30 protein-coding genes and 1 pseudogene are annotated in these 23,117 nt (G+C 54.4%); 11 read left to right on the top strand and 20 right to left on the bottom strand.

The annotated features are described in order from the left end of the window. Positions 1-98 precede the first annotated feature (98 nt). The 4 genes and pseudogenes from pyrF to L1I42_RS00435 all read left to right on the top strand — a co-directional run. Positions 99-794: pseudogene (gene pyrF / locus L1I42_RS00450) on the top strand (orotidine-5'-phosphate decarboxylase); the annotation flags it as partial. A gap of 90 nt (positions 795-884) precedes the next feature. After that, positions 885-1,316 (top strand): GNAT family N-acetyltransferase, encoded by a 432-nt coding sequence (locus L1I42_RS00445; RefSeq protein ID WP_236114133.1) that lies wholly within the window; start codon positions 885-887, stop codon positions 1,314-1,316. A 65-nt stretch (positions 1,317-1,381) separates the two neighbouring features. After that, positions 1,382-2,188 (top strand): 4-hydroxy-tetrahydrodipicolinate reductase, encoded by an 807-nt coding sequence (dapB, locus tag L1I42_RS00440; protein ID WP_236112480.1) that lies wholly within the window; start codon positions 1,382-1,384, stop codon positions 2,186-2,188. Positions 2,189-2,191: 3 nt separating this feature from the next. Continuing rightward, on the top strand, positions 2,192-2,806 hold the full coding sequence (locus L1I42_RS00435; protein WP_236112479.1) for a 2,3-bisphosphoglycerate-dependent phosphoglycerate mutase: 615 nt from the start codon (positions 2,192-2,194) through the stop codon (positions 2,804-2,806). Between the two features lie 557 nt (positions 2,807-3,363). Here L1I42_RS00435 and L1I42_RS00430 read toward each other — a convergent pair. Further along, positions 3,364-4,239, bottom strand: coding sequence for a methylated-DNA--[protein]-cysteine S-methyltransferase (locus L1I42_RS00430; RefSeq protein ID WP_236112478.1), 876 nt, complete (start codon positions 4,237-4,239; stop codon positions 3,364-3,366). A gap of 484 nt (positions 4,240-4,723) precedes the next feature. Next, on the bottom strand, positions 4,724-5,218 hold the full coding sequence (locus tag L1I42_RS00425) for a DUF2244 domain-containing protein (protein ID WP_236112477.1): 495 nt from the start codon (positions 5,216-5,218) through the stop codon (positions 4,724-4,726). A 59-nt stretch (positions 5,219-5,277) separates the two neighbouring features. Between L1I42_RS00425 and nth the strand changes: the two genes are divergently transcribed. Beyond that, positions 5,278-5,943 (top strand): endonuclease III, encoded by a 666-nt coding sequence (gene nth / locus L1I42_RS00420; protein ID WP_255768045.1) that lies wholly within the window; start codon positions 5,278-5,280, stop codon positions 5,941-5,943. 753 nt (positions 5,944-6,696) lie between these two features. On the opposite strand, the gene coaA is transcribed toward nth, so the two are convergent. Genes coaA through hisB form a run of 8 tightly spaced genes read right to left on the bottom strand, consistent with a single transcriptional unit; the run spans position 6,697 to position 11,524 of the window. After that, complete coding sequence (gene coaA, locus L1I42_RS00415; protein WP_236112476.1) at positions 6,697-7,653, bottom strand: type I pantothenate kinase; 957 nt, start codon at positions 7,651-7,653, stop codon at positions 6,697-6,699. 8 nt (positions 7,654-7,661) lie between these two features. Continuing rightward, positions 7,662-7,979 carry a phosphoribosyl-ATP diphosphatase gene (locus tag L1I42_RS00410; RefSeq protein ID WP_236112475.1) on the bottom strand — a complete coding sequence of 106 codons (318 nt, stop codon included), beginning with the start codon at positions 7,977-7,979 and terminating at the stop codon, positions 7,662-7,664. Further along, positions 7,980-8,762 carry an imidazole glycerol phosphate synthase subunit HisF gene (gene hisF, locus L1I42_RS00405; protein WP_236112472.1) on the bottom strand — a complete coding sequence of 261 codons (783 nt, stop codon included), beginning with the start codon at positions 8,760-8,762 and terminating at the stop codon, positions 7,980-7,982. It lies immediately after the preceding gene. Continuing rightward, positions 8,755-9,084 carry a hypothetical protein gene (locus L1I42_RS00400; protein WP_236112447.1) on the bottom strand — a complete coding sequence of 110 codons (330 nt, stop codon included), beginning with the start codon at positions 9,082-9,084 and terminating at the stop codon, positions 8,755-8,757. The genes hisF and L1I42_RS00400 overlap by 8 nt, the downstream gene beginning before the upstream one ends. Before the next feature lie 5 nt (positions 9,085-9,089). Further along, entirely contained in the window at positions 9,090-9,818 is a 729-nt protein-coding gene (gene hisA / locus L1I42_RS00395) for a 1-(5-phosphoribosyl)-5-[(5-phosphoribosylamino)methylideneamino]imidazole-4-carboxamide isomerase (protein ID WP_236112443.1), read from the bottom strand. A 12-nt stretch (positions 9,819-9,830) separates the two neighbouring features. Next, the gene (hisH, locus tag L1I42_RS00390; RefSeq protein WP_236112441.1) at positions 9,831-10,478 is read right to left on the bottom strand and encodes an imidazole glycerol phosphate synthase subunit HisH; all 648 of its coding nucleotides are present in this window, start codon (positions 10,476-10,478) and stop codon (positions 9,831-9,833) included. Beyond that, the gene (locus L1I42_RS00385) at positions 10,475-10,927 is read right to left on the bottom strand and encodes a DUF2628 domain-containing protein (RefSeq protein WP_236112439.1); all 453 of its coding nucleotides are present in this window, start codon (positions 10,925-10,927) and stop codon (positions 10,475-10,477) included. Before L1I42_RS00385 ends, hisH begins: the two co-directional genes overlap by 4 nt. A 9-nt stretch (positions 10,928-10,936) precedes the next feature. Next, positions 10,937-11,524 (bottom strand): imidazoleglycerol-phosphate dehydratase HisB, encoded by a 588-nt coding sequence (gene hisB / locus L1I42_RS00380; RefSeq protein WP_236112437.1) that lies wholly within the window; start codon positions 11,522-11,524, stop codon positions 10,937-10,939. Between the two features lie 219 nt (positions 11,525-11,743). Between hisB and hslV the strand changes: the two genes are divergently transcribed. Genes hslV through hslU form a run of 3 tightly spaced genes read left to right on the top strand, consistent with a single transcriptional unit; the run spans position 11,744 to position 14,128 of the window. Next, positions 11,744-12,307: an ATP-dependent protease subunit HslV gene (gene hslV / locus L1I42_RS00375; protein ID WP_236112435.1), complete on the top strand. Its 564-nt coding sequence runs from the start codon at positions 11,744-11,746 to the stop codon at positions 12,305-12,307. Continuing rightward, complete coding sequence (locus L1I42_RS00370) at positions 12,307-12,798, top strand: GNAT family N-acetyltransferase (RefSeq protein WP_236112433.1); 492 nt, start codon at positions 12,307-12,309, stop codon at positions 12,796-12,798. The genes hslV and L1I42_RS00370 overlap by 1 nt, the downstream gene beginning before the upstream one ends. A gap of 19 nt (positions 12,799-12,817) precedes the next feature. Further along, positions 12,818-14,128 carry an ATP-dependent protease ATPase subunit HslU gene (hslU, locus tag L1I42_RS00365; RefSeq protein ID WP_236112431.1) on the top strand — a complete coding sequence of 437 codons (1,311 nt, stop codon included), beginning with the start codon at positions 12,818-12,820 and terminating at the stop codon, positions 14,126-14,128. Positions 14,129-14,159: 31 nt separating this feature from the next. Here hslU and L1I42_RS00360 read toward each other — a convergent pair whose 3' ends face one another. The 4 genes from L1I42_RS00360 to L1I42_RS00345 form a co-directional block, all read right to left on the bottom strand. Further along, complete coding sequence (locus L1I42_RS00360) at positions 14,160-15,566, bottom strand: nicotinate phosphoribosyltransferase (protein WP_236112428.1); 1,407 nt, start codon at positions 15,564-15,566, stop codon at positions 14,160-14,162. A gap of 227 nt (positions 15,567-15,793) precedes the next feature. Next, a complete protein-coding gene (locus L1I42_RS00355) occupies positions 15,794-16,336 on the bottom strand; it encodes a fasciclin domain-containing protein (protein WP_236112426.1) in 543 nt (180 codons plus the stop codon). Positions 16,337-16,628: 292 nt separating this feature from the next. Then, positions 16,629-17,177 carry a peptide-methionine (R)-S-oxide reductase MsrB gene (msrB, locus tag L1I42_RS00350; RefSeq protein WP_236112424.1) on the bottom strand — a complete coding sequence of 183 codons (549 nt, stop codon included), beginning with the start codon at positions 17,175-17,177 and terminating at the stop codon, positions 16,629-16,631. Between the two features lie 68 nt (positions 17,178-17,245). Further along, positions 17,246-17,803 (bottom strand): fasciclin domain-containing protein, encoded by a 558-nt coding sequence (locus L1I42_RS00345; RefSeq protein WP_236114131.1) that lies wholly within the window; start codon positions 17,801-17,803, stop codon positions 17,246-17,248. Here L1I42_RS00345 and L1I42_RS00340 point away from each other — a divergent pair. Beyond that, positions 17,733-17,972 (top strand): hypothetical protein, encoded by a 240-nt coding sequence (locus L1I42_RS00340; protein ID WP_236114198.1) that lies wholly within the window; start codon positions 17,733-17,735, stop codon positions 17,970-17,972. The genes L1I42_RS00345 and L1I42_RS00340 overlap by 71 nt on opposite strands. 73 nt (positions 17,973-18,045) lie before the next feature. Here the strand turns inward: L1I42_RS00340 and L1I42_RS00335 are convergent, their stop codons facing one another. The 5 genes from L1I42_RS00335 to L1I42_RS00315 form a co-directional block, all read right to left on the bottom strand. Further along, the gene (locus L1I42_RS00335; RefSeq protein WP_236112422.1) at positions 18,046-18,768 is read right to left on the bottom strand and encodes an anti-sigma factor; all 723 of its coding nucleotides are present in this window, start codon (positions 18,766-18,768) and stop codon (positions 18,046-18,048) included. A 1-nt stretch (position 18,769) separates the two neighbouring features. Further along, a complete protein-coding gene (locus L1I42_RS00330) occupies positions 18,770-19,333 on the bottom strand; it encodes a sigma-70 family RNA polymerase sigma factor (protein WP_236112420.1) in 564 nt (187 codons plus the stop codon). Between the two features lie 82 nt (positions 19,334-19,415). After that, on the bottom strand, positions 19,416-19,793 hold the full coding sequence (locus L1I42_RS00325; RefSeq protein ID WP_236112418.1) for a helix-turn-helix domain-containing protein: 378 nt from the start codon (positions 19,791-19,793) through the stop codon (positions 19,416-19,418). Continuing rightward, positions 19,790-20,443, bottom strand: coding sequence for a Smr/MutS family protein (locus L1I42_RS00320; protein WP_236112417.1), 654 nt, complete (start codon positions 20,441-20,443; stop codon positions 19,790-19,792). The genes L1I42_RS00325 and L1I42_RS00320 overlap by 4 nt, the downstream gene beginning before the upstream one ends. Positions 20,444-20,446: 3 nt before the next feature. Beyond that, positions 20,447-21,193 carry a Tim44/TimA family putative adaptor protein gene (locus L1I42_RS00315; protein ID WP_236112416.1) on the bottom strand — a complete coding sequence of 249 codons (747 nt, stop codon included), beginning with the start codon at positions 21,191-21,193 and terminating at the stop codon, positions 20,447-20,449. Between the two features lie 146 nt (positions 21,194-21,339). On the opposite strand from L1I42_RS00315, the gene L1I42_RS00310 reads away from it, so the two are divergent. Continuing rightward, positions 21,340-21,813: an FxsA family protein gene (locus tag L1I42_RS00310; protein ID WP_236112415.1), complete on the top strand. Its 474-nt coding sequence runs from the start codon at positions 21,340-21,342 to the stop codon at positions 21,811-21,813. 84 nt (positions 21,814-21,897) lie between these two features. Then, on the top strand, positions 21,898-22,401 hold the full coding sequence (secB, locus tag L1I42_RS00305) for a protein-export chaperone SecB (protein ID WP_236112414.1): 504 nt from the start codon (positions 21,898-21,900) through the stop codon (positions 22,399-22,401). Between the two features lie 3 nt (positions 22,402-22,404). Here the strand turns inward: secB and dnaQ are convergent, their stop codons facing one another. Further along, positions 22,405-23,100: a DNA polymerase III subunit epsilon gene (gene dnaQ, locus L1I42_RS00300; protein ID WP_236112413.1), complete on the bottom strand. Its 696-nt coding sequence runs from the start codon at positions 23,098-23,100 to the stop codon at positions 22,405-22,407. Between the last annotated feature and the right edge of the window lie 17 nt (positions 23,101-23,117).

The raw sequence follows: 23,117 nt of genomic DNA, 5'->3' as shown, positions 1-23,117 counted from the left end.
GCAGTAACTGACAGTAATCAAATCGCCAATAAACCTTGCCGTTTTTCCCGAACTGTGCGATGCCGTAACTCCGACGCCACCAGCCGCCGGAGCCCCAAATGAGCAATGCGACCCCCCAATTGATCACCGCCCTTGATGTGCCGACCCGTAAGGAAGCAGAGGCGTTGGTGGAGCGGATGGATGATCGTGGGGTGTTTTTTAAAATTGGCTATCAGCTGATTTATGGCGGCGACGGGCTGGGCCTTGCGCGGGAACTGAAACGGGCGGGCAAAAAGATCTTTATGGATGTCAAGCTGCTCGATATTCCCAACACGGTGGAAAAGGGCGTGGCGGGCCTCGCCGAGTTGGGCGCGGACTTTGTGACCATCCATGCGGAACCCCATTGCATGGCCGCGGCGAAACGCGCGGTGGAAGGCACCGACACCAAGCTGCTTGGGGTGACGGTGATGACCTCGCTGGATGATGAAGATCTGAACGCGTCTGGCTATGCCTATGGTGTGAGCGATTTGGTGGCGCGGCGGGCGAAACAAGCGACAGAGATCGGCATTGACGGGGTGATTTGCTCCGCCCAGGAAATTGAAATGGTGCGCGACCTGTCGGGTGGCAAGCTGATGGCGGTAACGCCAGGCATTCGCCCCAAAGGCAGCGCGGCGGACGATCAGAAGCGGATTTTCACCCCCTATCAGGCCATTGAAGCGGGTGCAGCGCATCTTGTGGTGGGGCGGCCGGTTTATAAGGCGGATGACCCCTACGCTGCGGCCGGCGCGGTGAATGATGAAATCCATGCCGCCAACGATGCGGTGACCCGTATTCGCCCGGCAGACCCGGAGGATGCGGCTGTTCTGTCCGACATCGACAATGACGCCTCCAAACGCTTTGCCAATATGGGCGGGGCCTTCGCCGGTGCGCGTTTAACCGGGCTGACCGCAGCCCAATATGCAGAAAAGTTTCGCCAAAATGAGTTGCTGTGGCTGATTGAGCATCGTGAACAGCCCGTGGGTTTTGTGCGCGCCAAGCCGGTGGATGATCTGCTTTATATCGCCGAAATCGGCGTGGCCCGCGCCCATCAGGGCAAAGGGTTGGGTCGCCGCCTGCTGGCCCATATGCGCGACTATGCGCGGGAAAATGAATTTAAGGGATTGGCGGGCCTGACCTGGAAACATGTGCCCTTCAACGGCCCTTATTATCTCCGTAACGGCTTTCAAGAATGGGCTTGGGACCAAGCGGGGCCAGAATTGCGCGCGCTCGCGACCAGTTCGAACGAGCAACAACTGAACACCATTGGCGAGCGGATGATTTTTGGCGAACGGTTTTAGGTCACTTCCCCTTTCCACCACCCCATTTTCTGGCTATCAAAGGGTCAGCAATGGAGAGTTTCTCAATGAGCAACCTTAAAGTTTTGATTCTCGGTGCGGGTGGCCGCATGGGCGGTGCCAATATTCGCGCCATTCACGCCACCAAAGGCGCCGTGTTGAGCGCCGCCGTGGAGCGCGCAGGCAGCCCGCATCTGGGCAAGGATGCCGCGCAATTGGCTGGATTGGAGCCGCTGGGCGTGTTGATCAGCGACGATCTCGATAAAGCGCTGGCTGAAAGCGATGCGATTATCGACTTTACCACCCCGCAAGTATCAATTGATGTGGCCAAGCGCGCCAAAGGCAAAGTGCATGTGGTGGGCACCACCGGCTGGACGGCCGAACAGAATGCTGAAATCGAAGCGCAGGCGGACCATCTCACCTTGGTGAAATCGGGCAATATGTCTTTGGGCGTGAATCTGCTGGCGGCACTGGTGGAAAAGGCGGCGCGGGCCTTGCCAAAAAGCTTTGATATTGAAGTTTTGGAAATGCATCACCGGATGAAGGTTGACGCCCCTTCAGGCACCGCGCTGCTGTTGGGCGAGGCGGCGGCCAAGGGCCGCGATGTTGATTTGGCCGAACAGGCCGTCCGCTCACGCGATGGCATCACCGGGGAACGCGAAGAAGGCACCATTGGTTTTGCCACGCTGCGCGGCGGCACGGTGACCGGTGAGCATGATGTGATTTTTGCCGGCGAAAAAGAGCGGATCAAATTGGGGCATATTGCCGAAGACCGTTCAGTTTTTGCGCAAGGCGCTATTCACGCTGCCCTTTGGGCGAAGGACAAGCCTGCCGGGCTTTATTCAATGATAGATGTTTTGGGATTAGAGGAATAAATCATGGATCGTAGATTGATTTTGGTGCGTCACGGCCAAAGCGAATGGAATTTGAAAAACCTGTTCACCGGCTGGAAGAATCCGGGCCTCACCGACAAAGGCATTGAAGAAGCCAAGGAAGCAGGCCAGCTGCTGAAATCGCGCGGTTATGAGATCGAACTTTGTTACACATCGGCCCTGAAACGCGCCCAGCATACGCTTGATTTGATGCTCGAAGAGATGGGCATCACCAATATGACCATTATCCGCCATCAGGATTTGAATGAGCGTGATTATGGCGATTTGGCCGGGCTGAACAAAGATGATGCGCGGGAAAAATGGGGCGACGAGCAGGTGCATATTTGGCGTCGGTCCTATGACACACCGCCTCCGGGTGGTGAAAGCCTCAAAGACACGGCGGACCGCGTGTTGCCTTATTATAAACGCGAGATTGAGCCACGCGTTTTGGATGGTGGCACCATCTTGGTGGCCGCGCACGGCAACTCGCTGCGGGCTTTGGTGATGGCGCTTGAGGGCCTGTCTCCGGAAGAAATTTTGAAACGCGAAATCGCCACCGGCAAGCCGATCATTTATGATCTGAATGAAAGTGGCAAAGTGCTGAAGGTTGAAAATATTTAGGGGAAACACCCCACCCTTGCTCCCTCCCCATCAAGGGGAGGGAAATAAAGCTCTGGGCCGATGGCGGCTCGACATTTGTCCTCGGCACCCCCGGCATTTTAACGCGCCGCCGTCGCTCACTGCGTTCGCTACCCCGGCACCCCCGCCAATGGGTGCCCCGCTCTTATGCTGTGCACGGCGCAACAACACACTCGGCTCTTTTTTGCGCTGCCGTCGCTCAATTCGTTCGCTACCCTGGCACCCCCGCCGAATGGTGCTACATACCAGTGTTTTTCACGTCCTGTCATCCCCTCAAGCATCACCCCAAAACTTGATCTTGGGGTCCATTTCACACCGGCCAGCACGCTGGGTGGTATTGATGTGAAACAGTTGCCCAACAAACACTTATGTGCCGCTCCGCTGCCCTCAAATGGATTGCAAGATCAAGTCTTGCAATGACGGGAGTGCTTGTTGGGACGCTTTCGCTAACCTCTCACTTCGCTAGAGGGCCAGATTAAGCCCGGGGCGAGGGCAAGACGCTGCGGCTCAACCTTACACGGAATAAACTCCCCCTGAGATCAACCAGCGCGCCCCTGCAACTGCCCGGCTTCCCAGCCCAGCATGGCTTTTTTGCGGGTCAGGCCCCAGTGATAGCCGGTAAGGGCAGCGTTTTTGCCGATCACGCGGTGGCAGGGGACCACAAAGGAAATGGGGTTGCGGCCCACGGCGGCGCCGACGGCGCGGGCAGCTTTGGGCGAGCCGACCTCCTTGGCGATCGCGCCATATGAATTGGCTTCACCCGGCTTGATTTTCAAAAGGGATTGCCACACACGCACTTCAAAGTCTGTGCCGATCATCGCCACGCGAATCGGCTGATCTTGCTGCCATTGATGGGGCAAAAACACACGATCAGCCCAATGTGCGGTTTCAGTGTCGTTTTGAATATAGGTGGCTTTGGGCCAGCGTGATTGCATATCTTCCAGCGCAGACTGCTCCTGGCCAGCATCGGCAAAGGCGAGGCCCGCCAAGCCATAATCGGTGACCATCAGCAGTGCGTGGCCAAAGGGCGACGGATGAAAGCCATAGCGAATCTCCAACCCTTCGCCCTTTGCTTTGTATAAGCCCGGCGGCATCGCTTCATGGGTCACAAACAGATCATAAAGTCGCGCGGGCGATGACAGGCCCAGTTCCAGCGATGCGTCAAAGATGGGCACATCGGCCTTGAGCATTTTGCGGGCACGGTCAAGCGTGATGCAATGGGAAAATGCTTTCGGTGTTAGGCCCGCCCAGCGACGAAAAATGTCGGTGAGTTGGCGTTGGGTCAGGCCCAGATCGGCAGCAATGCGGTCAATCTGGTGCTCATCAGCCGGGGTTTCGTGCAGCTGTTCGACCACCTGCCGGACAATTTCATAATCAGAAGCGCAAATTTCGAGCTGGTGCATCGTCTGGTCCATTTTCAAGCTCCCGCATTTGAACGTGGACCGCAGGATAGTGCAAGGCGGAATAGGGGATCGACCCGATTTTGACATCTTTGTTGCCGCCGTCGCTCACTACGTTCGCTACCCCGGCATCCCCCGTCATTATCATGCGCCGCCGTCGCTCATTGCGTTCGCTACCCCGGCATCCCCGCCGATTGGTGCCTCTCCTTGATGCTATGCAAGGCGTAACAACACCCTCTCACGTCATTACCGGACTTGATCCGGTAATCCATGTAGCGGTGCTGGTTGGGCGAAAACACTCATGTTGTGCACGTTCACCAATGCTGATTGGACCCCGGATCAAGTCCGGGGTGACGGGGTGGGGAACCGCCTACGACGAGACTTTCAGGTAAAAAGAGTGGACGAGCGTAGCGAGGACCCCGGCCAACTTTTTGGCCGCGCCGTCGCAGGCCGATGCGCAGCATCGAATGGCCGTGAGACAGCACGCCCCCAAAACCCTCTACCGTTTCGCCCGCGACAGCTCTTGCCCAAAGGTGCGGGCGAAGCTGGTTTTGTCGGCGGGGTTGAGGAATTCGCCCAAGGCGATGCGTTGCTGCCGGGCGATCAGGTGCAGGCTGTCGACTTCATCTTCAGCGTTCAGTTTTGTGACGAGGCGGGTCCAGAAGGGGTTGAGCTCGATCTCCTTGATCCGACCTTTGATATCCACCTTGCGGATGCGGATGGCGTCGTGCCAGAGGCCCACTTCCTCATATTGTTTTTCGCCGCGTTTGGAGCGGGTGAGCGCCCAATAAAGCAGCAAAATATCTAGGCCTAAAAAACCGACAATCGGCCAAGCACCCATCAAAAAAAAGATGAGGCCGGGGATCAGCGCCAGCGTGCCTGCAATGATGATCACCACCAGAATGCCGCGCTCGCTCAACGAACGATGGGGCCGCAGGGTGGCGCGGAACAGGGGTGGGTCTAGCTGGTCATCAAATTGGTGATCGACAGACATTTGCGCTTTTCATTCCTTTTTGATCATGGCCTATTGGTCCTAACGGATAAGGTGACAAAATGGCTCAACGGACACGACTGACAAAGCAAACGATAAATGACATGTTCGCCAAATTTGAGGCGAACAATCCGCATCCTGAAGGGGAATTGGATTATGTCAATATCTTCACCCTGCTGGTGGCGGTGGTGCTTTCGGCGCAGGCCACGGATGCGGGGGTGAACAAGGCGACCAAGGCCCTGTTTAAGGTCGCCGACACGCCGGAGAAAATGTATGCCTTGGGCGAAGATAAAATCCGCGACTATATTAAAACCATCGGGCTTTATCGCAACAAGGCGAAAAATGTCTATGCGCTTTGTAAGGCCTTGATTGAGCGCCATAATAGTGAAGTGCCGGAAGACCGCGAGGCGCTTGAGGCGCTGCCGGGTGTGGGGCGCAAAACGGCGAATGTGGTGCTCAATATCGGATTTGGTCATCCGACCATTGCCGTGGATACGCATTTGTTCCGCATCGCCAACCGTACGGGGTTGGCCCCCGGCAAAACGCCGCTCGCGGTTGAAAAACTGTTGCTAAAAACAATTCCAAAAGACTATTTGCTGCACGCCCATCACTGGCTGATTTTGCATGGCCGCTATATTTGCAAGGCGCGTAAGCCGGAGTGCTATCACTGCATTATTGTGGAGGAGTGCAAGTTTAAGGACAAGGTGATGGAGGCGGGGAAGAAGTAGTTCTTCGCGCCGACATTATTTGCTGCGCTCACTATCCCGAGTCTTTTTTGCCGCCACCGGTCGCTACGCTTCCGTCCCCGGCACCCCCGCCGATGGGTGCCCCACACTGGTTCTGTTCTAGATCAATGCATATCCTCGCATACTGCCGTCACCCCAAGACTTGATCTTGGGGTCCATTTCACACTAGCGAATGCGCTGGGTCGTTTAGATTTGGTGAAAGTGGTGTTGTTTCCACAACTATAAGGTGCCTGACCGCTACCCTCAAATGGATTGCAAGATCAAGTCTTGCAATGACGGTGGTGGGTGGTGAGTCCCAGTGCACAAAACTAAATCGGGGTACTCCCGGGCAATTTTTTTCGCGCCGCCACCGGACACCGCGCTCTAATTTTCTGTCCTCACGACATACGGGCTGGCCCGGCACCCCCGGAGAGTCTTTTCTTGCCGCCACCGGTCGCTACGCTCCCGTCCCCGGCACCCCCGCCGATTGGCGACCAGATTTAGTTTTGTGCACGACCTGTCACCCACCCACCGCCGTCACCCCGGACTTGATCCGGGGGCCAGGCAGCGTGAGCGCAGTTACAGGGCATGAGCGTTGCTCTGCCACATCTCAGCCGCTACATGGATTACCGGATCAAGTCCGGTAATGACGTGAGAGGGTGTCGTTGCGCCTTGCACAGCATCAGAACGGGGCACCAATCGGCGGGGGTGCCGGGGTAGCGAACGAAGCGAGCGACGGCGGCAAGAAAAAAGTCTCTACAATTTCCGCAGCTGCACCTTGTTGATGGCGTGGTCGGCACCTTTGGTGAGGACGAGATCGGCGCGGCCGCGGGTGGGGAGGATGTTTTCTTGCAAATTGGGCAAGTTGATCTGCTCCCAGATGGAAACGGCCAGTTTTTTGGCTTCTTCAATGCTCAATTTAGAGAATTGGTGGAAGAAGCTTTGCGGGTCCATAAAGGCGGTTTCGCGCAGTTGCAGAAAGCGCTCCATATACCATTGGCGCAGGTCGCGCTCGGCGGCGTCGATATAGATAGAAAAGTCGATAAAATCTGAGGCGAACAAGATGGGGCGGCCATCGCTGGGCAATTCGCCGGGCTGCAAAATATTGAGGCCCTCGACAATCAGGATATTGGGGCGATCAACGACAATTTCTTCCCCCTTCACCACATCATAGACAAGGTGGGAATAGGTGGGGGCTTTCACATTGGGTTTGCCCGCTTTGATCGCGGCCAGGAATTTCAAAAAAGCGGGGCGGTCATAGCTTTCGGGAAAGCCCTTTTTCTCCATCAGGCCGCGCTTTTCCAGCTCGGCATTGGGCAGCAGAAAACCGTCGGTGGTGACCAGATCAACCTTGGGGGATGAGGGCCAGCGCTGCATCAAGGCATGCAGTATGCGGGCGGTGGTGGATTTGCCCACCGACACAGAGCCTGCCACGCCGATGATAAAGGGGGTCTTGTCGCCATTTTGCTGCAAAAACTTGCCGGCCGCGCTGTGCAGGCCCTGCACCGCCTCGACATAATAGGCCAGCAACCGGCTCATGGGCAGATAGACCTGTTGCGCCTCCTCGAGGGAAATGGGGTCATTGAGCGCGCGCAGGCGCTGCAAATCATCCATATCCAGCGTCATGGGTTCGCCATGGCGCAGGGCGGCCCACTGCTCGGTGGTAAACTCGTAATAGGGGGACAGATCAGGCCCCAAAGACAACGGATTCATAATTTCCCCTATTGGCCGCGGCTGGCCTTTTCCTCCAACCCGGATTGGCCGGTGCGCTCGGCCAGAACCGATTCAACCTCTTCAAGGCTGATATTGTGGGCTTTGAGCACCACAAGTAAATGATACAAAAGGTCAGCACTCTCGGCCTTTAATTCGTCGCGGTCACCTTGAATAGCGGCGATGACGGTTTCCACCGCTTCTTCTCCCATTTTTTTGGCCGCGCGTTCGCCGCCATTGGCCAGAAGCTGGGCGGTGTAGGATTTTTCCGCTGAGGCGTTTGCTTTTTCGGCAATGATGCGTTCCAGCGCTTTCAGGTCAAAGCTCATTTACGCCTCCTCATCCAACCGCACGGGCACGCCCTGCTGGGCCATATAACGTTTAGCCTCGCCAATAGAATAGGTGCCAAAGTGGAAAATTGAGGCCGCCAGCACGGCGCTGGCATGGCCCTTTTTCACCCCATCCACCAAATGATCAAGATTGCCGACGCCGCCGGAGGCGACGACAGGCACGGTCACCGCGTCCGCAATGGTGCGGGTCAATTCCAGGTCAAAGCCGATTTTGGTGCCATCGCGGTCCATGGAGGTGACCAACAACTCCCCTGCCCCGCGTTTGACCATATCGGTGGCAAATTCCACCGCGTCAATGCCCGTGGCGTTGCGACCGCCATGGGTAAAAATCTCCCAGCGTGGGGTTTCACCCTCTTTGTGCGCGGCTTTCGCGTCCACCGAGACGACGATGCACTGGTCGCCAAATTTGTCGGCGGCGCGGTTGATAAAATCCGGGTCGCGCACCGCGGCGGAATTGATTGACACCTTGTCAGCACCGGAGAGAAGCAGCTTGCGAATATCTTCGACCGTGCGGATGCCCCCACCCACGGTGACCGGCATAAAGCAATGTTCTGCGGTGCGCGCCACCACATCAAAGATGGTTTCGCGCTCCTCATGGCTGGCGGTGATGTCCAAAAAGCACAATTCGTCAGCGCCAGCGGCGTCATAGGCGATGGCGGCTTCCACCGGGTCGCCGGCATCCACCAGATCAACAAAATTGACGCCTTTGACGACGCGACCGTCTTTGACATCCAGACAGGGAATCAAACGGGTTTTAAGCATTTCGCTTTGTGACCTTTCCTATTATACGCACCAGAACATGCGGGCAGAAGGCAATCAACCATATGAAAAACGCGGTGACAGCGAAGGGAACCGTGAAGTAGCTGAACCAAAACATCAAGCCCATCTCATAAAGGGTATCGCCCCGATCGGCGCCCCAAATGATGCACGGATTGACGTAACCTTCATGTAGTGTGCAGCCATGGGCCTCGGCGATCATCCCGGCGCTCAAGGTCAACAAGACCGGTCCCAGCCCCACCAAGATGATGATGCCCAGCACAAGGGCATATTTGAGCAGCAGGGAACGGGTGGTTGAGCGCCGCATTTCTGTCAGACCTTGTTGAGCTTTTCGAGCGCCGCAGGCACATCGATGCGGCCATCATAGAGCGCGCGACCGGAAATGGCGCCTTCCAGCGCCTGCATTTCGGGCTTGGTCATCATTTCAATATCGTCCATAGAGGCCAGGCCGCCCGAGGCGATCACCGGGATTTTTGTGGCGTTGGCCAGCTCCAAGGTGGCGTCCCAATTGATGCCGGTGAGAATGCCATCGCGGTCAATATCGGTGAAAATGATGGCGGCAACGCCCGCGCCTTCAAATTTTTGGGCCAGTTCGATCACGTCCAGCTCCGACGTTTCGGCCCAGCCTTCCACCGCGACTTTGCCGCCGCGGGCATCAATACCGACAGCAATCTGGCCGGGATAAAGCTCGCAGGCCTTATAGACCAGATCAGGGTCACGCACAGCGATGGTGCCGAGAATGACGCGGGTCAGGCCGCGATCGAGCCAGGCTTTGATGTGATCCAAGGTGCGGATGCCGCCGCCCAATTGTACCGGCATATCCACGTCGCGGATGATTTTTTCCACCGGATCGCCATTAACGCTTTCGCCGGCAAAGGCGCCATTGAGATCGACCATATGCAGATATTTAAAGCCCTGGGCAGCAAATTGCTGGGCTTGGTCCACCGGGTCATCATTAAAGATGGTGGCTTTATCCATATCGCCTTTTTGCAGGCGCACACATTTGCCGTCTTTCAAATCAATGGCGGGAAAAAGTATCATCAATTCGTCTTTCTAGATTTTCCAATTGAGGAAATTTTCGATCATGGTCAGGCCCGCCGCTTGCGATTTTTCCGGGTGGAACTGGCTGGCGACAATATTATCGCGGCCAATCGCGGCCACATGCGGGCCATCATAATTAAAGGTGGCGATCACATGGTCCGGATTGTCGGCCAGATAGTGATAGGAATGGACAAAATAGGCGTGCGGATGCCCCGCCATATGGTCAAATACCGGGTGGGACCGCAACAGATCCAGATTGTTCCAGCCCATATGCGGCACCTTCAGCGTCGGGTCATTGGGGGTGAGAATTTCCACCGTGCCGGGAATCCAGCCCAACCCCTCTGTGACCTGCTTTTCCAGGCCCTTGCTGGCCAAGAGCTGCATGCCGACGCAAATGCCCAAAAAGGGTTTCATCTTTTTGTTGGCGTGATCTTCCAGCGCGTCGACCATGCCGTCCAACCCGAACAGCGCGTTACGGCAATCGGCAAAGGCGCCGACGCCGGGCAAAATCACCCGGTCCGCGCTTTTCACGTCCTCAACCTTGTCGGAGACGCGCACATCATAGCTGCCCTTGGCGGTTGTGGCGGCGCGTTCCACCGCCTTATGGGCCGACTTCAAATTGCCCGCGCCATAATCGACAATCACAATTTTTTCGCTCATAGGCCGGGTGTTCCTGCATTTGGCGTTGGCGCAAAGGGTGAGGCCGGGGCCGCGGTATGCGGCGGGGTGGGCTCGCTGTGCTTTTGCGCAAAAATGCGGGTGGCAAAATAGCGATAGGCCGCATCATCTTTGGAACTGGAGGGCACCATGGCCTTGAGCACATAGCCTTTGCGCTCCAGAAAGCGCCCACGAATGGACCCGGCTTCCAAGCCGATCAAGATCGCCACCATAATGCCGATCCACCAGGACGCGTCCTCGCCCACAAAGAAGGTCACAAAGCCCAGAATAAAGGCCACGCCCACATAGGCGAGCAATTCGAGCCACATCAAATGAACAATGCACCAGATGGGGGTTAGGATGGCGGCGAACCAGGAGAATTTATCCGGCACCACCACCAATTCATCCTCATCGCCTTCAACCGCTTTTTCGTAAATTGAATATAGCCGCATGGGACAATCCTAGAGTGCACCCTTGGTTGAAGGGATACGCCCTTCAAGCTTGGGATCAATTTCAACCGCCTCGCGCAAAGCGCGGGCCAGGGCTTTAAAGCAGCTTTCGGCGATATGGTGATTGTTGCTGCCATATTCATTGCGCACATGCAGGGTGATCCCGGCATTCATCGCGAAGGCCTGGAACCATTCCTGAAACAGTTCCGTGTCCATATCGCCCACTTTGTCCCGGGAAAATTCAACCTGCCACACCAAGAAGGGGCGGCCGGAAATATCCAACGCCACGCGAGACAGGGCCTCATCCATCGGCAAATCGCAAGAAGCATAGCGGCGGATGCCCTTTTTGTCGCCCAGCGCGTCTTTCACCGCCTGACCGAGCGCAATGCCCACATCTTCTGCCGTGTGGTGCATATCAATGTGCAGATCGCCTTTGGCTTTGATGGTGATATCCATCAGGCCATGGCGGGCAATCTGATCCAGCATATGATCCAAAAAGCCGATGCCGGTTTCAATTTTGGCGGTGCCCTCACCGTCCAAATTCACGTCAACCTGAATATCGGTTTCGTTGGTTTTGCGAGAAATTTTTGCACTGCGCATAAAAATGCCCCTCAGATGATCTGCTTTGACATCACCAAGATACCCGCCAAACCGGGCAAAGATGCCAATTTTCCCCTTCCTCTTATCAGGTTGAATCGAAATGGGAAAGATCGACAAAGCGCCAATTGGGCCCGGTGATGCGTCAAAAGGTTGCCGCACAATGATTGTAATCGTGATCGAAACTCTTAAATATGAGGTCGCAATAACGGAGACGATTATATGCCAGAAAATCAACAAGGTTCTGCCGGTTGGCGGGGAACCACTATTCTGACCGTGCGCAAAGGCAACAAGGTTGTTGTTGCTGGTGACGGTCAAGTCTCACTGGGCCCAACGGTGATCAAGCATGGTGCGCGTAAGGTACGGCGCCTGGCCGGGGGCAGAGTGATCACAGGATTTGCCGGGGCGACCGCAGATGCCTTTACCCTGTTTGAGCGCTTGGAAGCCAAGCTGGAGCAATATCCGGATCAATTGATGCGCGCCTGCGTGGATCTGGCTAAGGATTGGCGGACCGACCGCTATTTGCGCCGCTTGGAAGCCATGATGATTGTGGCCGACAAGAAGGACAGTCTGGTGTTGACCGGCACCGGCGACGTGCTTTCCCCCGATAGCGGGGTGATGGGCATTGGCTCGGGCGGCAACTACGCATTGGCAGCGGCAAGTGCGCTGATGGACACGGATTATGACGCGGAAGAGATTGCCCGTCGGTCCATGAAAATTGCGGCCGAGATCTGTGTCTATACCAATGAGAGCCTGACGGTCGAAACCATAGATCTGGATGATTAATGGCCGAGATTCGCCGCCTTACCCCGAAAGATGCAGAGATTTTTCGTGAGATCCGCATTGAAGGCTTTCGCAACCACCCCGCCGCCTTTGGATCCGGGCTTCAGGATGTGGAAGACCAGCCTTTGAGCTATTTTGAAAGCTGGCTCGACAATCTGAATGCATATGGCGCGTTTGACGATGGGGCACTGGTGGCGGTGGCCGCCTATGCCCTTGGCAAAGGTGCCAATGTGCGCCACACGGCCAATCTGATTGCCGTCTATGCCCGCCCGCAAGCGCGGGGCAAAGGCATTATGGCGCAAATGATTGAAGCCATGTGCGATGACGCCCGGCAGGCGGGGATTGAACAAGTGACCCTTTGCGTGACGGTGGACAATCAGGCGGCGCAAAAGACCTATCGCAAACTCGGGTTTGAGCGGTTTGGCACCGCGCCCAAGGCCATTTTGTATGATGGCCACTATTATGATGAAGATTTGATGGTGCGCTTTTTATAAGGCACCGGAAGGAAAAATGATGAGTGAATTGAGTTTTTCTCCGCGCGAGATCGTTTCTGAACTGGACCGCTATATTGTGGGCCAAAAAGATGCTAAACGCGCCGTGGCCGTGGCCCTGCGCAATCGTTGGCGGCGGCAACAGCTGGACGCGGAAATGCGCCAGGAAGTGAACCCGAAAAACATTTTGATGATCGGGCCAACCGGCGTGGGCAAAACCGAAATTTCCCGCCGCTTGGCGCGGTTGGCGCAAGCGCCTTTTGTGAAAGTGGAAGCCACCAAATTCACCGAAGTGGGCTATGTGGGCCGCGATGTGGAACAGATTGTGCGCGATCTGGTGGAAGCCGGGATCGGACTTTTGAAAGACAAAAAACGTCGCGAAGTGCAGGCGAAAGCGCATTTGCAGGCCGAAGAGCGGGTGCTCGACGCGCTGGTGGGCAAGTCTGCCAGCCCCTCCACCCGTGACAGCTATCGCCAAAAGCTGCGCAACAACGAGTTGGACGATAAAGAAATCGAAATTGAAGTGTCGGCGGCTCAAGGCTCCAACATGTTTGATATTCCCGGCATGCCCGGGGCGCAAATGGGCATGATCGATCTGAGTGACATGCTGGGCAAAGCTTTTAACCAAAAAGGCGTGAAGCGCACCGTTAAAGTGGTCGACAGCTACGAGTTGCTAATCAATGAAGAAGCCGACAAGCTGTTGGATCAGGATAAGATTGTGGCCGAAGCCATTGAACTTGTAGAAAATCACGGCATCGTTTTTCTCGATGAGATCGACAAAATTTGCGTCAAAGATGGGCGCTCTGGCGGCGAGGTAAGCCGCGAGGGCGTGCAGCGCGATTTGCTGCCACTGATTGAAGGCACCACTGTGTCCACCAAACATGGCCCGGTGAAAACCGACCATATTCTGTTTATCGCTTCCGGCGCTTTCCATGTAGCAAAGCCGTCTGACTTGCTGCCGGAATTGCAGGGTCGCTTGCCGATTCGGGTGGAACTGCGCGCCCTCACCCATGAGGATTTTGTGCGGATTTTGAATGATACCGATGCCAGCTTGATCAAGCAATATGTCGCGCTGATGGGCACAGAAGGGGTGACGCTTGATTTCAAGCCGGATGCCATTGACGCCATCGCTGAACTGGCCGTCGCGATCAACTCATCAGTCGAAAATATCGGGGCACGGCGGTTGCAAACCGTGATGGAAAAATTGCTGGAAGATGTCTCCTTCGACGCCCCGGACAAAAGCGGCGAAACCATTGAAATTGATGGCGCTTATGTCCGCAAAGCCGTGGGCGAATTGGCTGAAGACACCGATCTCAGCCGCTTTATCCTCTAAGTTGGGCGGGGCGAAAGCCCCGCTTTTTTTTTCAAGATGTTTGTTCGGCCTGTTGCCGCACTTCAGTAAAGCTGAGATGGGCGATTTGAGGCACACCATCTGCCAATCCAAAAACTGGCTTGAGCATATTGGCCGGATCGGCTATTTGCGCCGGCGAAATGGCTTTCGCGACCAATTGACCTTTTTCTTCAAACACGCCTTGAACGCCGCGCTTTGAGGTCTTGTTTTTATCGGTTTTGGGCTCTTTATAAATCGGTTCAATCTGTCCGTTACGCTCGATCGCACAGGCTTTCATGGCAAATTGGTAGCTGTCGCGGGACACGGCCTGCAACAGCCCCCCGCCCATGCCAAAAGCCACATTGTCGATGGCCCAGCCCTTTTCGATCATCGCATCGAGAATGTCTTTGAGACTATCGAGATAAATGCCGTCACCTTGAATGACGCGCACGTGCGGATCCAGCACCTTAAAACCCTTGGCGTTGGTGCTATAGCCGAATTTTTCACCCAGCACTTCTAGCGTTTGGCAGACAATCTCAACGGGGTTGCCGCTGTCGGGGCGCACGACCAACGTGCCATCGCGGGCCAAAACCTGCTCTTTCAGCTCATCGCCCCAGATATTTTCCAGCGCGTTGAACAGATCGTAACTGTCAGAGACGACCGCTACGAGGCCGTGCGGGAATTTCGCCAGCATATTGGCGTAAGCGTCTTTTTCCCCTGCGCGGCCCCAACTGATCATGGTGGAATGTTCTGCCGCCGGGATTGAGAAACCCGCCATAAAATGGGGATCATCCCCGCCGTAATATTGGCGGGCCATGGGCAATGCAGACACTGTATCTGTGCCTTGAAAATTCACCAAATGCGCCAAGCCGCCAATTTGCGCGGTTTCTTGTGACGACGCACCGCGGGCACCAAAGTCATGAAGCTTGAAGGGCAATTGGCCGTTGACATCGTCCGAGGTTTTCTCGAGCGCCGCCTTGATCTGTTGTTTGATCAGGAATGAGTTGGTGGCCACCGTGGTGGGATACCAAACGCCGCGCAAAATCGCAGTTTCCAGATAGGAGGTCAGCCAGGCACAATTTGGATCAGTGTTGTAAACCAGGGCCAGCGGCACACTGGTTTTGGTGACCGTGCCTTCCTTCAGCGCATGGATAGCGATGGGCATATAGCCCTTATGTTTTTCTAGAATATAGACCCAGCCTTTTCGATTGAAGGGCAATCCATGGGCAGTAAAGATTTGATCGGCTTCATCAATATCCTGCGCCGTAATGGGCGTGTTCAGATAGGATTTGATGAACATTTGCAGCCCGAAAAACAACACATCATGGTTTTTGGGGCCACGCGCCTCGATATAGGAATAAACCTTCGTCACGCCCTCGGGATATTGCAAAAAATGGGACGCTTTATAGCTATCGGTATTGAGGATGGGATTGGTGCGCATAGAACAATTCGCGTTAGGAGAAATTTGACCTCACCATAGCGATAAAAATTTCTTTCGCAATCGATGAGAGAGGCAAAGCGCTCGGAATGGCAGGGACTGCAACGCAAAAGCGCCCTGAGTGGGATCAGGGCGCTTCCTTGCCATTGTCAGCCAGAGGGAATTGGATGGGGGAGATATGAGCTCGACCGGTTAGGGCCAAGCCCACGCTGACAATCGCTAAACTCGACTTATTTTGGCACCAAAACCGCGTTCACCACGTGAATCACGCCGTTGGTCTGGGCGAGATCGGCCGCAGTGACTTGGCCTGCATTGCCATTCTCATCAATGATGAACACATTGCCATCGCGCACTTCAGCTTTCAGCATATCGCCGCTTACTGTTTCAAATTCATAAGCGCCGCCATTATCTTCAATGGCTTTCAACAGATCAGCTGCGCGCACATCGCCGGCCACAACGTGGGCGGTCAACACCTTGATCAGCATTTCTTTGTTTTCAGGCTCCAGCAAAGATTCCACGGTGCCTTCAGGCAAGGCAGCGAAAGCATCATTTGTTGGGGCAAATACGGTGAACGGCCCGTCGCCTTGCAAGGTTTCTACAAGACCCGCAGCTTGCACAGCGGCGACCAAAGTGGTGTGCGCTTCAGAAGCAATCGCTGTTTCAACAATGTTCATTTTTGCGCCGTGACCGTCTGCCAAAGCGGGGGCTGCAGCAAAGCCGAGAGAAGCGGCGACAAAAAGGGCAGATGACGTCTTAAGGATAGATTTTAGCATGATCGTTTTCTCCAAAATTTTCACTATCCGTTGGCCAACGGTCGAAGAGATAACGGTGTGGATTGAGGACTCGATCATTGATGGATGATAACGTTTTCGTGATCCATATTTTTCAACGCCTTAGTGCAACTGCATTCACTCGACATCAACAAAAAAGCGCCTCTGAAGTCATCAGAGACGCTTTGGATTGAACCGGTTCGGGGGCATGAACGGGTTCAAAAAGGGGGTCAAATCAAGAAAGTCGATTTGATTTTGGAGGATGATATATGTTTTGACCCCAATTTCGTTGGTGCTAAGCGGGTTTAAAATTCAGCGCGATACCATTGAGACAATGGCGTTTGCCGGTTGGCTTTGGCCCATCGTCAAAAATGTGACCCAAATGACCGCCACAGCGACTGCAATGTACTTCTGTACGGGTGGCAAACAGCGAGTTGTCCGGCTTGGTGCCGATGGCTGCCTCGTCAATCGGTGCCCAAAAGCTTGGCCAGCCAGTGCCGCTGTCATATTTGGTATCAGAGGGATAAACCGCCTGATCACAGCCAGCGCAGTGATAGATGCCTTCACGCTTTTCGTTCAGCAAATCTGAGGTATAGGCCCGTTCCGTTTGTTCTTCCCGCAACACCTTATATTCATTTTCGGTCAGAATGCTTTTCCATTCTTCCGGGGTGCGGGTGATTTCAAACTCGCCCTGGTCGTTTGCATTGGCCTGGTCATCGCCAACACGCCAGAAATAAGTACCGGTGCCCACACCGGCTACAGCAAATGCCCCCACGCTCAGCCCGATTTTTTTCAAAAACCCTCGACGATTATGGCTTTGATCTTGTTTGGTTTGGTTAGACATTTGCCCATCTCCTTTCGGGAGTTAAATTGTGGGTTGGCCCGTAGGCCAACCCCAAGCTCAAAAGGCGCTTATTTAGGCACCAATACTGAGTTTACAACGTGGATCACACCGTTTGACTGGTTCACGTCTGCAATTGTCACTTTCGCGGCATTGCCGTTTTCATCAATGATATAGACATTGCCGTCATTCAGCTGAGCGGTCAGTGCATCGCCGCTCACGGCTGTGAAGTTGTAAGTGCCGCCATTGTCCTCGATCATTTTGATCAGATCAGCGGCTTTGATGTCGCCTGCGACCACGTGTGCGGTCAGCACTTTAGTCAACATGTCTTTATTTTCAGGCTGCAACAATGTTTCCACTGTGCCAGCTGGCAGCGCTTCAAAGGCAGCGTTTGTTGGGGCAAACACTGTGAATGGACCTTCGCTTGCCAATGTCTCCACAAGACCAGCTGCTTTCACGGCAGCCACCAATGTGGTGTGGTCGGCTGAGTTAACAGCATTTTCGACAATGTTTTTATCTGCAAACATTGGTGCGCCACCCACCATTGGGTTGTCATCCATGGCGAAAGCTGCGCCAGCAGAAGCAAAACCAATTGATGCTGCTACAAATGCAGCGGCTGATGTTTTCATAATATTCTTAAGCATGATGTACCTCTCCGTTTTTTTGAACACCCTCATTGAAAGGGTTACTGCAGATACGGGAGGCGCTTCAGGATTGTTTCAGAATGTGCATTATTTTTTGGAAAAATTTGCGTTATCTTTTCAAATCAATGGGTTAGGTCATGATATTTCTTGCTAAATTTGTCATCACACATAAAAAATGCCGGGAAGGCCAAACCTTCCCGGCAGATATTTTCAATATATATGGCCACCTAAATGGTGCGCAGCTGTCCCGTGGCGATCACGGGGCCGGTGGGCAGTCCGGTGGGCGAGCCGCCTAGCGGCTCTACTGAGATTGCAAATGTTGCGCCCTCGCCCAATTGGTCGAGAATGGCTTGATCAATTTGCAGATCGGCACTGCCCTGCGCCTCCACCAGCGCCAATGAAATCGGATTGCCATCTTGCGGGACCAGCCATAATTCATGATCATGCTCGGCGCTGGCCTGCATATTGGTGAGCACCGTCATGTGTCCATTTTCGCGATCAAGCCGCGCCACCATGGCGGGCCCTGCGCCCTCGGCGGTCAAAGTTGCCACCAAATCCTGTGTCGCGGGCACGGTTTGTGGCGCAGTCAACGGATTGCCATAAATCAGCATGGCCAAGGCAATGGCGGCAACAGCGCTGGTGCCGAAGCTTAAGCCACGCCACAGATTGACACTTTGCCACCAGGCGGCAAAGCCTTCAGCTGGCGTTTGACTGTCGACCAGCCCGAGGCGATTTTCAATCTGGCTCCACACGGCCGGCGAAGGCATTTGCGGCTCCACATCATCCAACATGGGGGTCAGGCGCGACGTCCACGTGTCCACTTCATGCTGGAACGCAACGTTCTGATCATAGAGCATGCTGGCTTGATCGTGCTGATCTTTTTCAAGCACGCCCATAGCGAACTCAGCCGCCAACCATCGCTCTTTTTCGCTCAGTTCACTCTTGTTCACGCTATTCATTCCCCAGACATTCTTTTAGCGACAACAGCGAGCGCCTAATCCATGTTTTCACCGTATTGATCGGCACTTTTAGCTCATCCGCTGCTTGCTGATAAGACCAGCCGCCCAAATATGTGCGTCGCACGCATTGGGCATGGTCCTGTTTTAATTCCTCAAGACACAGATCGATCTGCTTGGCGACCTGGCCGGAGATTGTATGTTGCTCCGGCGTTGGATCTTTATCGGGCAAATCAAAGTGATCATCAATCTGCTCGGTCGGTTTGCCGCGCATGCGCACCCGGTCAATCGCCTGGTTGCGCACAATTGTTGAAAGCCACGCCACCGGCGTTGCCCGCCCCTGTGCGTAACGATCGGCTTTCTGCCAGATCTTCACAAAGGCATCCTGCAGCACATCTTCTGCTTCTTGCTTGTCCCTTAAGATACGAAAGCAAACGCCAAAAAGTTTCGGCGCCATGGAAGAATATAGTTCTGCAAATGCTTTTTTATCGCCAAGGGCTGTCCGCCCAATCAAATATTCAAGCGTTTTGGCGCTGATGTCGCGTCGCGCGTCGGTCATATGCTCACCTTTGGTCCAATGGACCATGAATTAAAAAAGAGACCTATTTTAGTTTACGCAGCGTTTCGCCATACGGATGAAATTATTTCTTGGCTCTGGCCCGGGCACCGCGCTGTTCCACCTCTTGAATAAGAAAATGCAAATCATCTGGTTCCAAAGATTTGATATTTTGTGTCAACTTATTGGTCAGTTCGGTGGCCTTGGGGTCAAGTCCTGCTGTATCAATTGTAATTTTTGGATCAGACAGTTCAGCAAGCCGTTGCAATTCCTCAGCTTCGTCCCAGATCACATTAAAATAGGCGATAATGCGTTGCAGCATATACCAGGTTGGTTTGCCACGATGGCCATGTTCGAGCGCCGACAAATAGGCGCTTGAGACGTTCAGATCTGTGGCCATCTGCTTCAGTGTGATTTTGCGTTCACGTCGCATCTGGCGCATTTTTGCACCGAGTGGGGTCATTTAGGGTTCCGTTTCAACCTAATATAGAGCGCGCCTTCGCCGCCGTGTGTTTGGCCGGCCCCCTCAATGCCGGCAATCATTCCCCGTAAATGTGGTTCCTCCAACCATTGGGGTACACGATAGCGCAACACGCCCTTTTGCTCAAATTGGGCAAAATCCGTGCGGCGCACGCCCTTGCCGGTGATCACCAGCAAATTGCGGTGGCCGCGGGCGAAAGCGCTGGCCACAAAATGGCTCAATGCCCCATGGGCTTCGTGCTGGCGCATGCCATGCAAATCAAGCGTGGCATCAATCGGCATGCGACCACGGGTGAGTTTGCGCTTGGTTCTGGGGTCAATGCGTTTATCGCTCACCCGGGCGCGCATGACCGAATTGATGTGTGGCTGCGCGGTCGCTTGCTGATGCGCTGTGTGTGGCACCAACGGCGCCCATTGGCGTTTGCCGGAAGGTGGTTTAGCTGTGCTGGCCTTTAAGCGCTGCTTATTATCGGCCACGCTGTTGTTCGGTCCAGAATGCCCCGCTTCCGGCGGGGTAATTTTGCGGACTGAGTGCCTCTTTTCCGGCTTAAGCGGCGAGACGGACCTTGTCACCTCGGTCCATAAATGCCAATCGCCCAGGTCGCGCGCCTGTTTCTTGCCTCGCCGCGCCATAGATTAGTCCAGCTGATCGGTGCGGACCAGCTTCCAATTCGGATCCCGTGATTTGATCGGACGGGCAAAGGTCCATTCGTCGGCAATGTCAACGATGGCATCCACGTCGCCCTCAATCACTTCGCCAGACTTGTCACGCACAGCGCTGACCACCTGGGCGCGATAATCGATGGTGATCAACGCATCTTTGTTTTCAAATTCCACATCAACAATCTCGACATTTTTAAAGCCGACAAAGGTGAATTGGTTGGTTTGGCCTTGAGCCTCCCGCTCATTGATGGCTTTTTCAAACTCATCATAAATGGACCGGTCAAGCAGCATTTTCAGGGTCTTTTTGTCCCCTTGGGCAAAGGCCACCACAATCATTTCATAAGCGGAGATGGCCCCATCCAGAAATTGTTTGGGGGAAAAATCACGGTCCAGATCTGCCAGTTCCTTCAAGCCTTTGGCCACATTCTCACGGCTTCCGGCAATGCGGTCAATTTCCGCTTCGATCTTTAAGCGCCGTTTTTGCGCGTCAAGCTGGGGCCTGCTGTTCTGGTCGCGCCTGCCCAAGTCAATCACATTGCCAGCATCCTGTTCCCGGGCGCTTTCAGATTGGGGGGCATTGTCCTGCTCATTTTTGTCGTCCCGCTGATAAGGCGGGCGCTCATGGCCGGTGCGGGTGCCCAAAACGGAGCGCAACCGAAAAAGCACAACCACAGCAATAATCAAGAAGATAAGGGTGGTTGGATCTAGAAAGTCTTGCATATTTGCCTCATTATGCGCGAATGCGCGCTCGCAATTTCATTATTTCTCCCTATATATATGCCAAGATACGCTAATGGCCAGCATTGAGACCAGTCATTCGCGAAAGAATTGTCATTTTGTCACATGAATGCGGAAAAGGAGTGACCTTGTCCCGGATCTTATTTGCCCTGTTTGTGGTGGTGCCCATTATTGAAATCGCTATTTTCGTGGCGCTTGGTGGCCTGATCGGCTTCTGGTGGACCATGGGCGGCATTGTGTTTACCGCGATTTTGGGCTCGATCCTGTTGCGACAACAGGGCATGTCGGTTTTGTTTTCGATTCAGAATAAGCTCAATGCGGGTGGGTTTCCGGCGCAAGAGATCGTGGACGGCGTGATGCTGGCCATCGCCGGGGCGCTGTTGCTGACGCCCGGCTTTTTTACAGATGCGGTAGGCTTTTCGCTGTTTGTGCCGCTGGTGCGCCAAAACTTATTTACGGAGTTGCGCAAGCGGGTGAAGGTGGTATCTGCCACATCCTATCAGTCTTATCATCAAGGCCCTGGGCCCGGCGGATTTCATCGTCAGGATGATGAAGATGTGATCGATCTGGAAGATGATCATTGGCGGGATGATAAGCGATAGCTGTTTGGTCGTTGGCTTCTTGTCGTGCCGGTTGAAAAGTGATAGCCACAGGGTCAACTAAATTAAACCAAAATGGGCAGGACTATGGCCGAAGAAGAAAAGAAAACACCCGCCGGGGATCAACCCGCACCGTCGCTCAATATTGTTGGGCAATATATTAAAGATCTGAGCTTTGAAAACCCAAATGCGCCAGCGTCGCTGAGCGCCGGTGAAGCACCGCAAATCGGTATTTCGATCAATGTGGGCGCCCAAAAGCAGCAGGACGAGCTTTATGCGGTGGAGCTGACCATTAATGCCAAGGCTGAACGCGACAACAAAGTGTTGTTCAGCGTTGAATTGGTTTATGGCGGGTTGTTCTCTATCAAGAATTTCCCAGAAAACCAGCTGCATCCTTTGGTGATGATCGAATGTCCGCGCCTGATCTTCCCATTTGCGCGGCAATTGCTGGCAACCGTGACCCAGACGGGTGGGTTCCCACCACTTCTGATGGAGCCGGTGGATTTTTCTTCGATCTATCGCCAAAATCTGGAAGCGGCTGCAAAGCAGCAGCAGCAAAATGGTCAGGGTGGCGACGCCAAGCCAAACTAGATTTTACGACCAATATTTGGCCCAGAGCGCCTCTTCATTCATTTGAAGCACATATTGTTTGTGGCGCTCTATTTGGTCTTGGGTCAAACGCGATGGTAAAGGGGTCGGGCGCTGGCGCGCGGCCTCTTTTTTAATGGCCATGCCTTCATTCTGGCTTTCGGTCTGGGCCGCCAGCGAAAGACCTACTTGCCGTCCCCCCAGCAATTCCAGATAGACTTCGGCGAGAATTTCACTGTCGAGCAGCGCGCCGTGCAGGGTGCGGCGGGTATTGTCGATGCCATAATGGCGGCACAGCGCATCCAGATTGACCCGGGCGCCGGGGTGTTTTTTGCGCGCCAACATCACCGTGTCGATGACATCATTTTCCAAGCGCGGCTTTTTCGCCCACTCCAGTTCGGCCTGCAAAAAACCCATATCAAAAGGCGCATTGTGGATCACCAGCACCGAATCAGTGATGAACTCGAGAAAATCGTCGGCCACATCTTTAAAAAGCGGCTTGTCGGCCAAAAACTCATTGCCCAGCCCGTGCACCTTAAAGGCTTCTTCAGGCATATCGCGTTCGGGATTGCAGTAAACGTGAAAATTTTGGCCGGTGGGAATGTGGTTGATCAGTTCGACACAGCCAATTTCCACCAGCCGGTCGCCCGTCGCCGGGTTCAGGCCGGTGGTTTCCGTATCCAAGACAATTTCACGCTTCACTGATTTGGCTCCCGCAC

This window comes from Maritalea mediterranea, assembly GCF_021568695.1.
Classification (GTDB): domain Bacteria; phylum Pseudomonadota; class Alphaproteobacteria; order Rhizobiales; family Devosiaceae; genus Maritalea; species Maritalea mediterranea.
This window is presented reverse-complemented; position numbering and strand designations above follow the sequence as displayed.

Coding starts and splice junctions, on each gene's coding strand:
- L1I42_RS00315 (WP_236112416.1), bottom strand. CDS start 21,193: ATGCAAGACTTTCTAGATCCAACCACCCTTATCTTCTTGATTATTGCT.
- L1I42_RS00385 (WP_236112439.1), bottom strand. CDS start 10,927: ATGCGGCTATATTCAATTTACGAAAAAGCGGTTGAAGGCGATGAGGAT.
- L1I42_RS00430 (WP_236112478.1), bottom strand. CDS start 4,239: ATGGACCAGACGATGCACCAGCTCGAAATTTGCGCTTCTGATTATGAA.
- L1I42_RS00345 (WP_236114131.1), bottom strand. CDS start 17,803: ATGAAAACATCAGCCGCTGCATTTGTAGCAGCATCAATTGGTTTTGCT.
- hisB (WP_236112437.1), bottom strand. CDS start 11,524: ATGCGCAGTGCAAAAATTTCTCGCAAAACCAACGAAACCGATATTCAG.
- L1I42_RS00445 (WP_236114133.1), top strand. CDS start 885: ATGGGCGGGGCCTTCGCCGGTGCGCGTTTAACCGGGCTGACCGCAGCC.
- L1I42_RS00325 (WP_236112418.1), bottom strand. CDS start 19,793: ATGACCCCACTCGGTGCAAAAATGCGCCAGATGCGACGTGAACGCAAA.
- L1I42_RS00410 (WP_236112475.1), bottom strand. CDS start 7,979: ATGAGCTTTGACCTGAAAGCGCTGGAACGCATCATTGCCGAAAAAGCA.
- nth (WP_255768045.1), top strand. CDS start 5,278: ATGGCTCAACGGACACGACTGACAAAGCAAACGATAAATGACATGTTC.
- L1I42_RS00320 (WP_236112417.1), bottom strand. CDS start 20,443: ATGGCGCGGCGAGGCAAGAAACAGGCGCGCGACCTGGGCGATTGGCAT.
- hisH (WP_236112441.1), bottom strand. CDS start 10,478: ATGAGCGAAAAAATTGTGATTGTCGATTATGGCGCGGGCAATTTGAAG.
- hisF (WP_236112472.1), bottom strand. CDS start 8,762: ATGCTTAAAACCCGTTTGATTCCCTGTCTGGATGTCAAAGACGGTCGC.
- dapB (WP_236112480.1), top strand. CDS start 1,382: ATGAGCAACCTTAAAGTTTTGATTCTCGGTGCGGGTGGCCGCATGGGC.
- hslU (WP_236112431.1), top strand. CDS start 12,818: ATGAGTGAATTGAGTTTTTCTCCGCGCGAGATCGTTTCTGAACTGGAC.
- L1I42_RS00400 (WP_236112447.1), bottom strand. CDS start 9,084: ATGCGGCGCTCAACCACCCGTTCCCTGCTGCTCAAATATGCCCTTGTG.
- L1I42_RS00435 (WP_236112479.1), top strand. CDS start 2,192: ATGGATCGTAGATTGATTTTGGTGCGTCACGGCCAAAGCGAATGGAAT.
- L1I42_RS00425 (WP_236112477.1), bottom strand. CDS start 5,218: ATGTCTGTCGATCACCAATTTGATGACCAGCTAGACCCACCCCTGTTC.
- msrB (WP_236112424.1), bottom strand. CDS start 17,177: ATGTCTAACCAAACCAAACAAGATCAAAGCCATAATCGTCGAGGGTTT.
- L1I42_RS00355 (WP_236112426.1), bottom strand. CDS start 16,336: ATGCTAAAATCTATCCTTAAGACGTCATCTGCCCTTTTTGTCGCCGCT.
- hslV (WP_236112435.1), top strand. CDS start 11,744: ATGCCAGAAAATCAACAAGGTTCTGCCGGTTGGCGGGGAACCACTATT.
- L1I42_RS00360 (WP_236112428.1), bottom strand. CDS start 15,566: ATGCGCACCAATCCCATCCTCAATACCGATAGCTATAAAGCGTCCCAT.
- hisA (WP_236112443.1), bottom strand. CDS start 9,818: ATGATACTTTTTCCCGCCATTGATTTGAAAGACGGCAAATGTGTGCGC.
- secB (WP_236112414.1), top strand. CDS start 21,898: ATGGCCGAAGAAGAAAAGAAAACACCCGCCGGGGATCAACCCGCACCG.
- coaA (WP_236112476.1), bottom strand. CDS start 7,653: ATGAATCCGTTGTCTTTGGGGCCTGATCTGTCCCCCTATTACGAGTTT.
- L1I42_RS00330 (WP_236112420.1), bottom strand. CDS start 19,333: ATGACCGACGCGCGACGCGACATCAGCGCCAAAACGCTTGAATATTTG.
- L1I42_RS00340 (WP_236114198.1), top strand. CDS start 17,733: ATGGCGAAAGCTGCGCCAGCAGAAGCAAAACCAATTGATGCTGCTACA.
- L1I42_RS00370 (WP_236112433.1), top strand. CDS start 12,307: ATGGCCGAGATTCGCCGCCTTACCCCGAAAGATGCAGAGATTTTTCGT.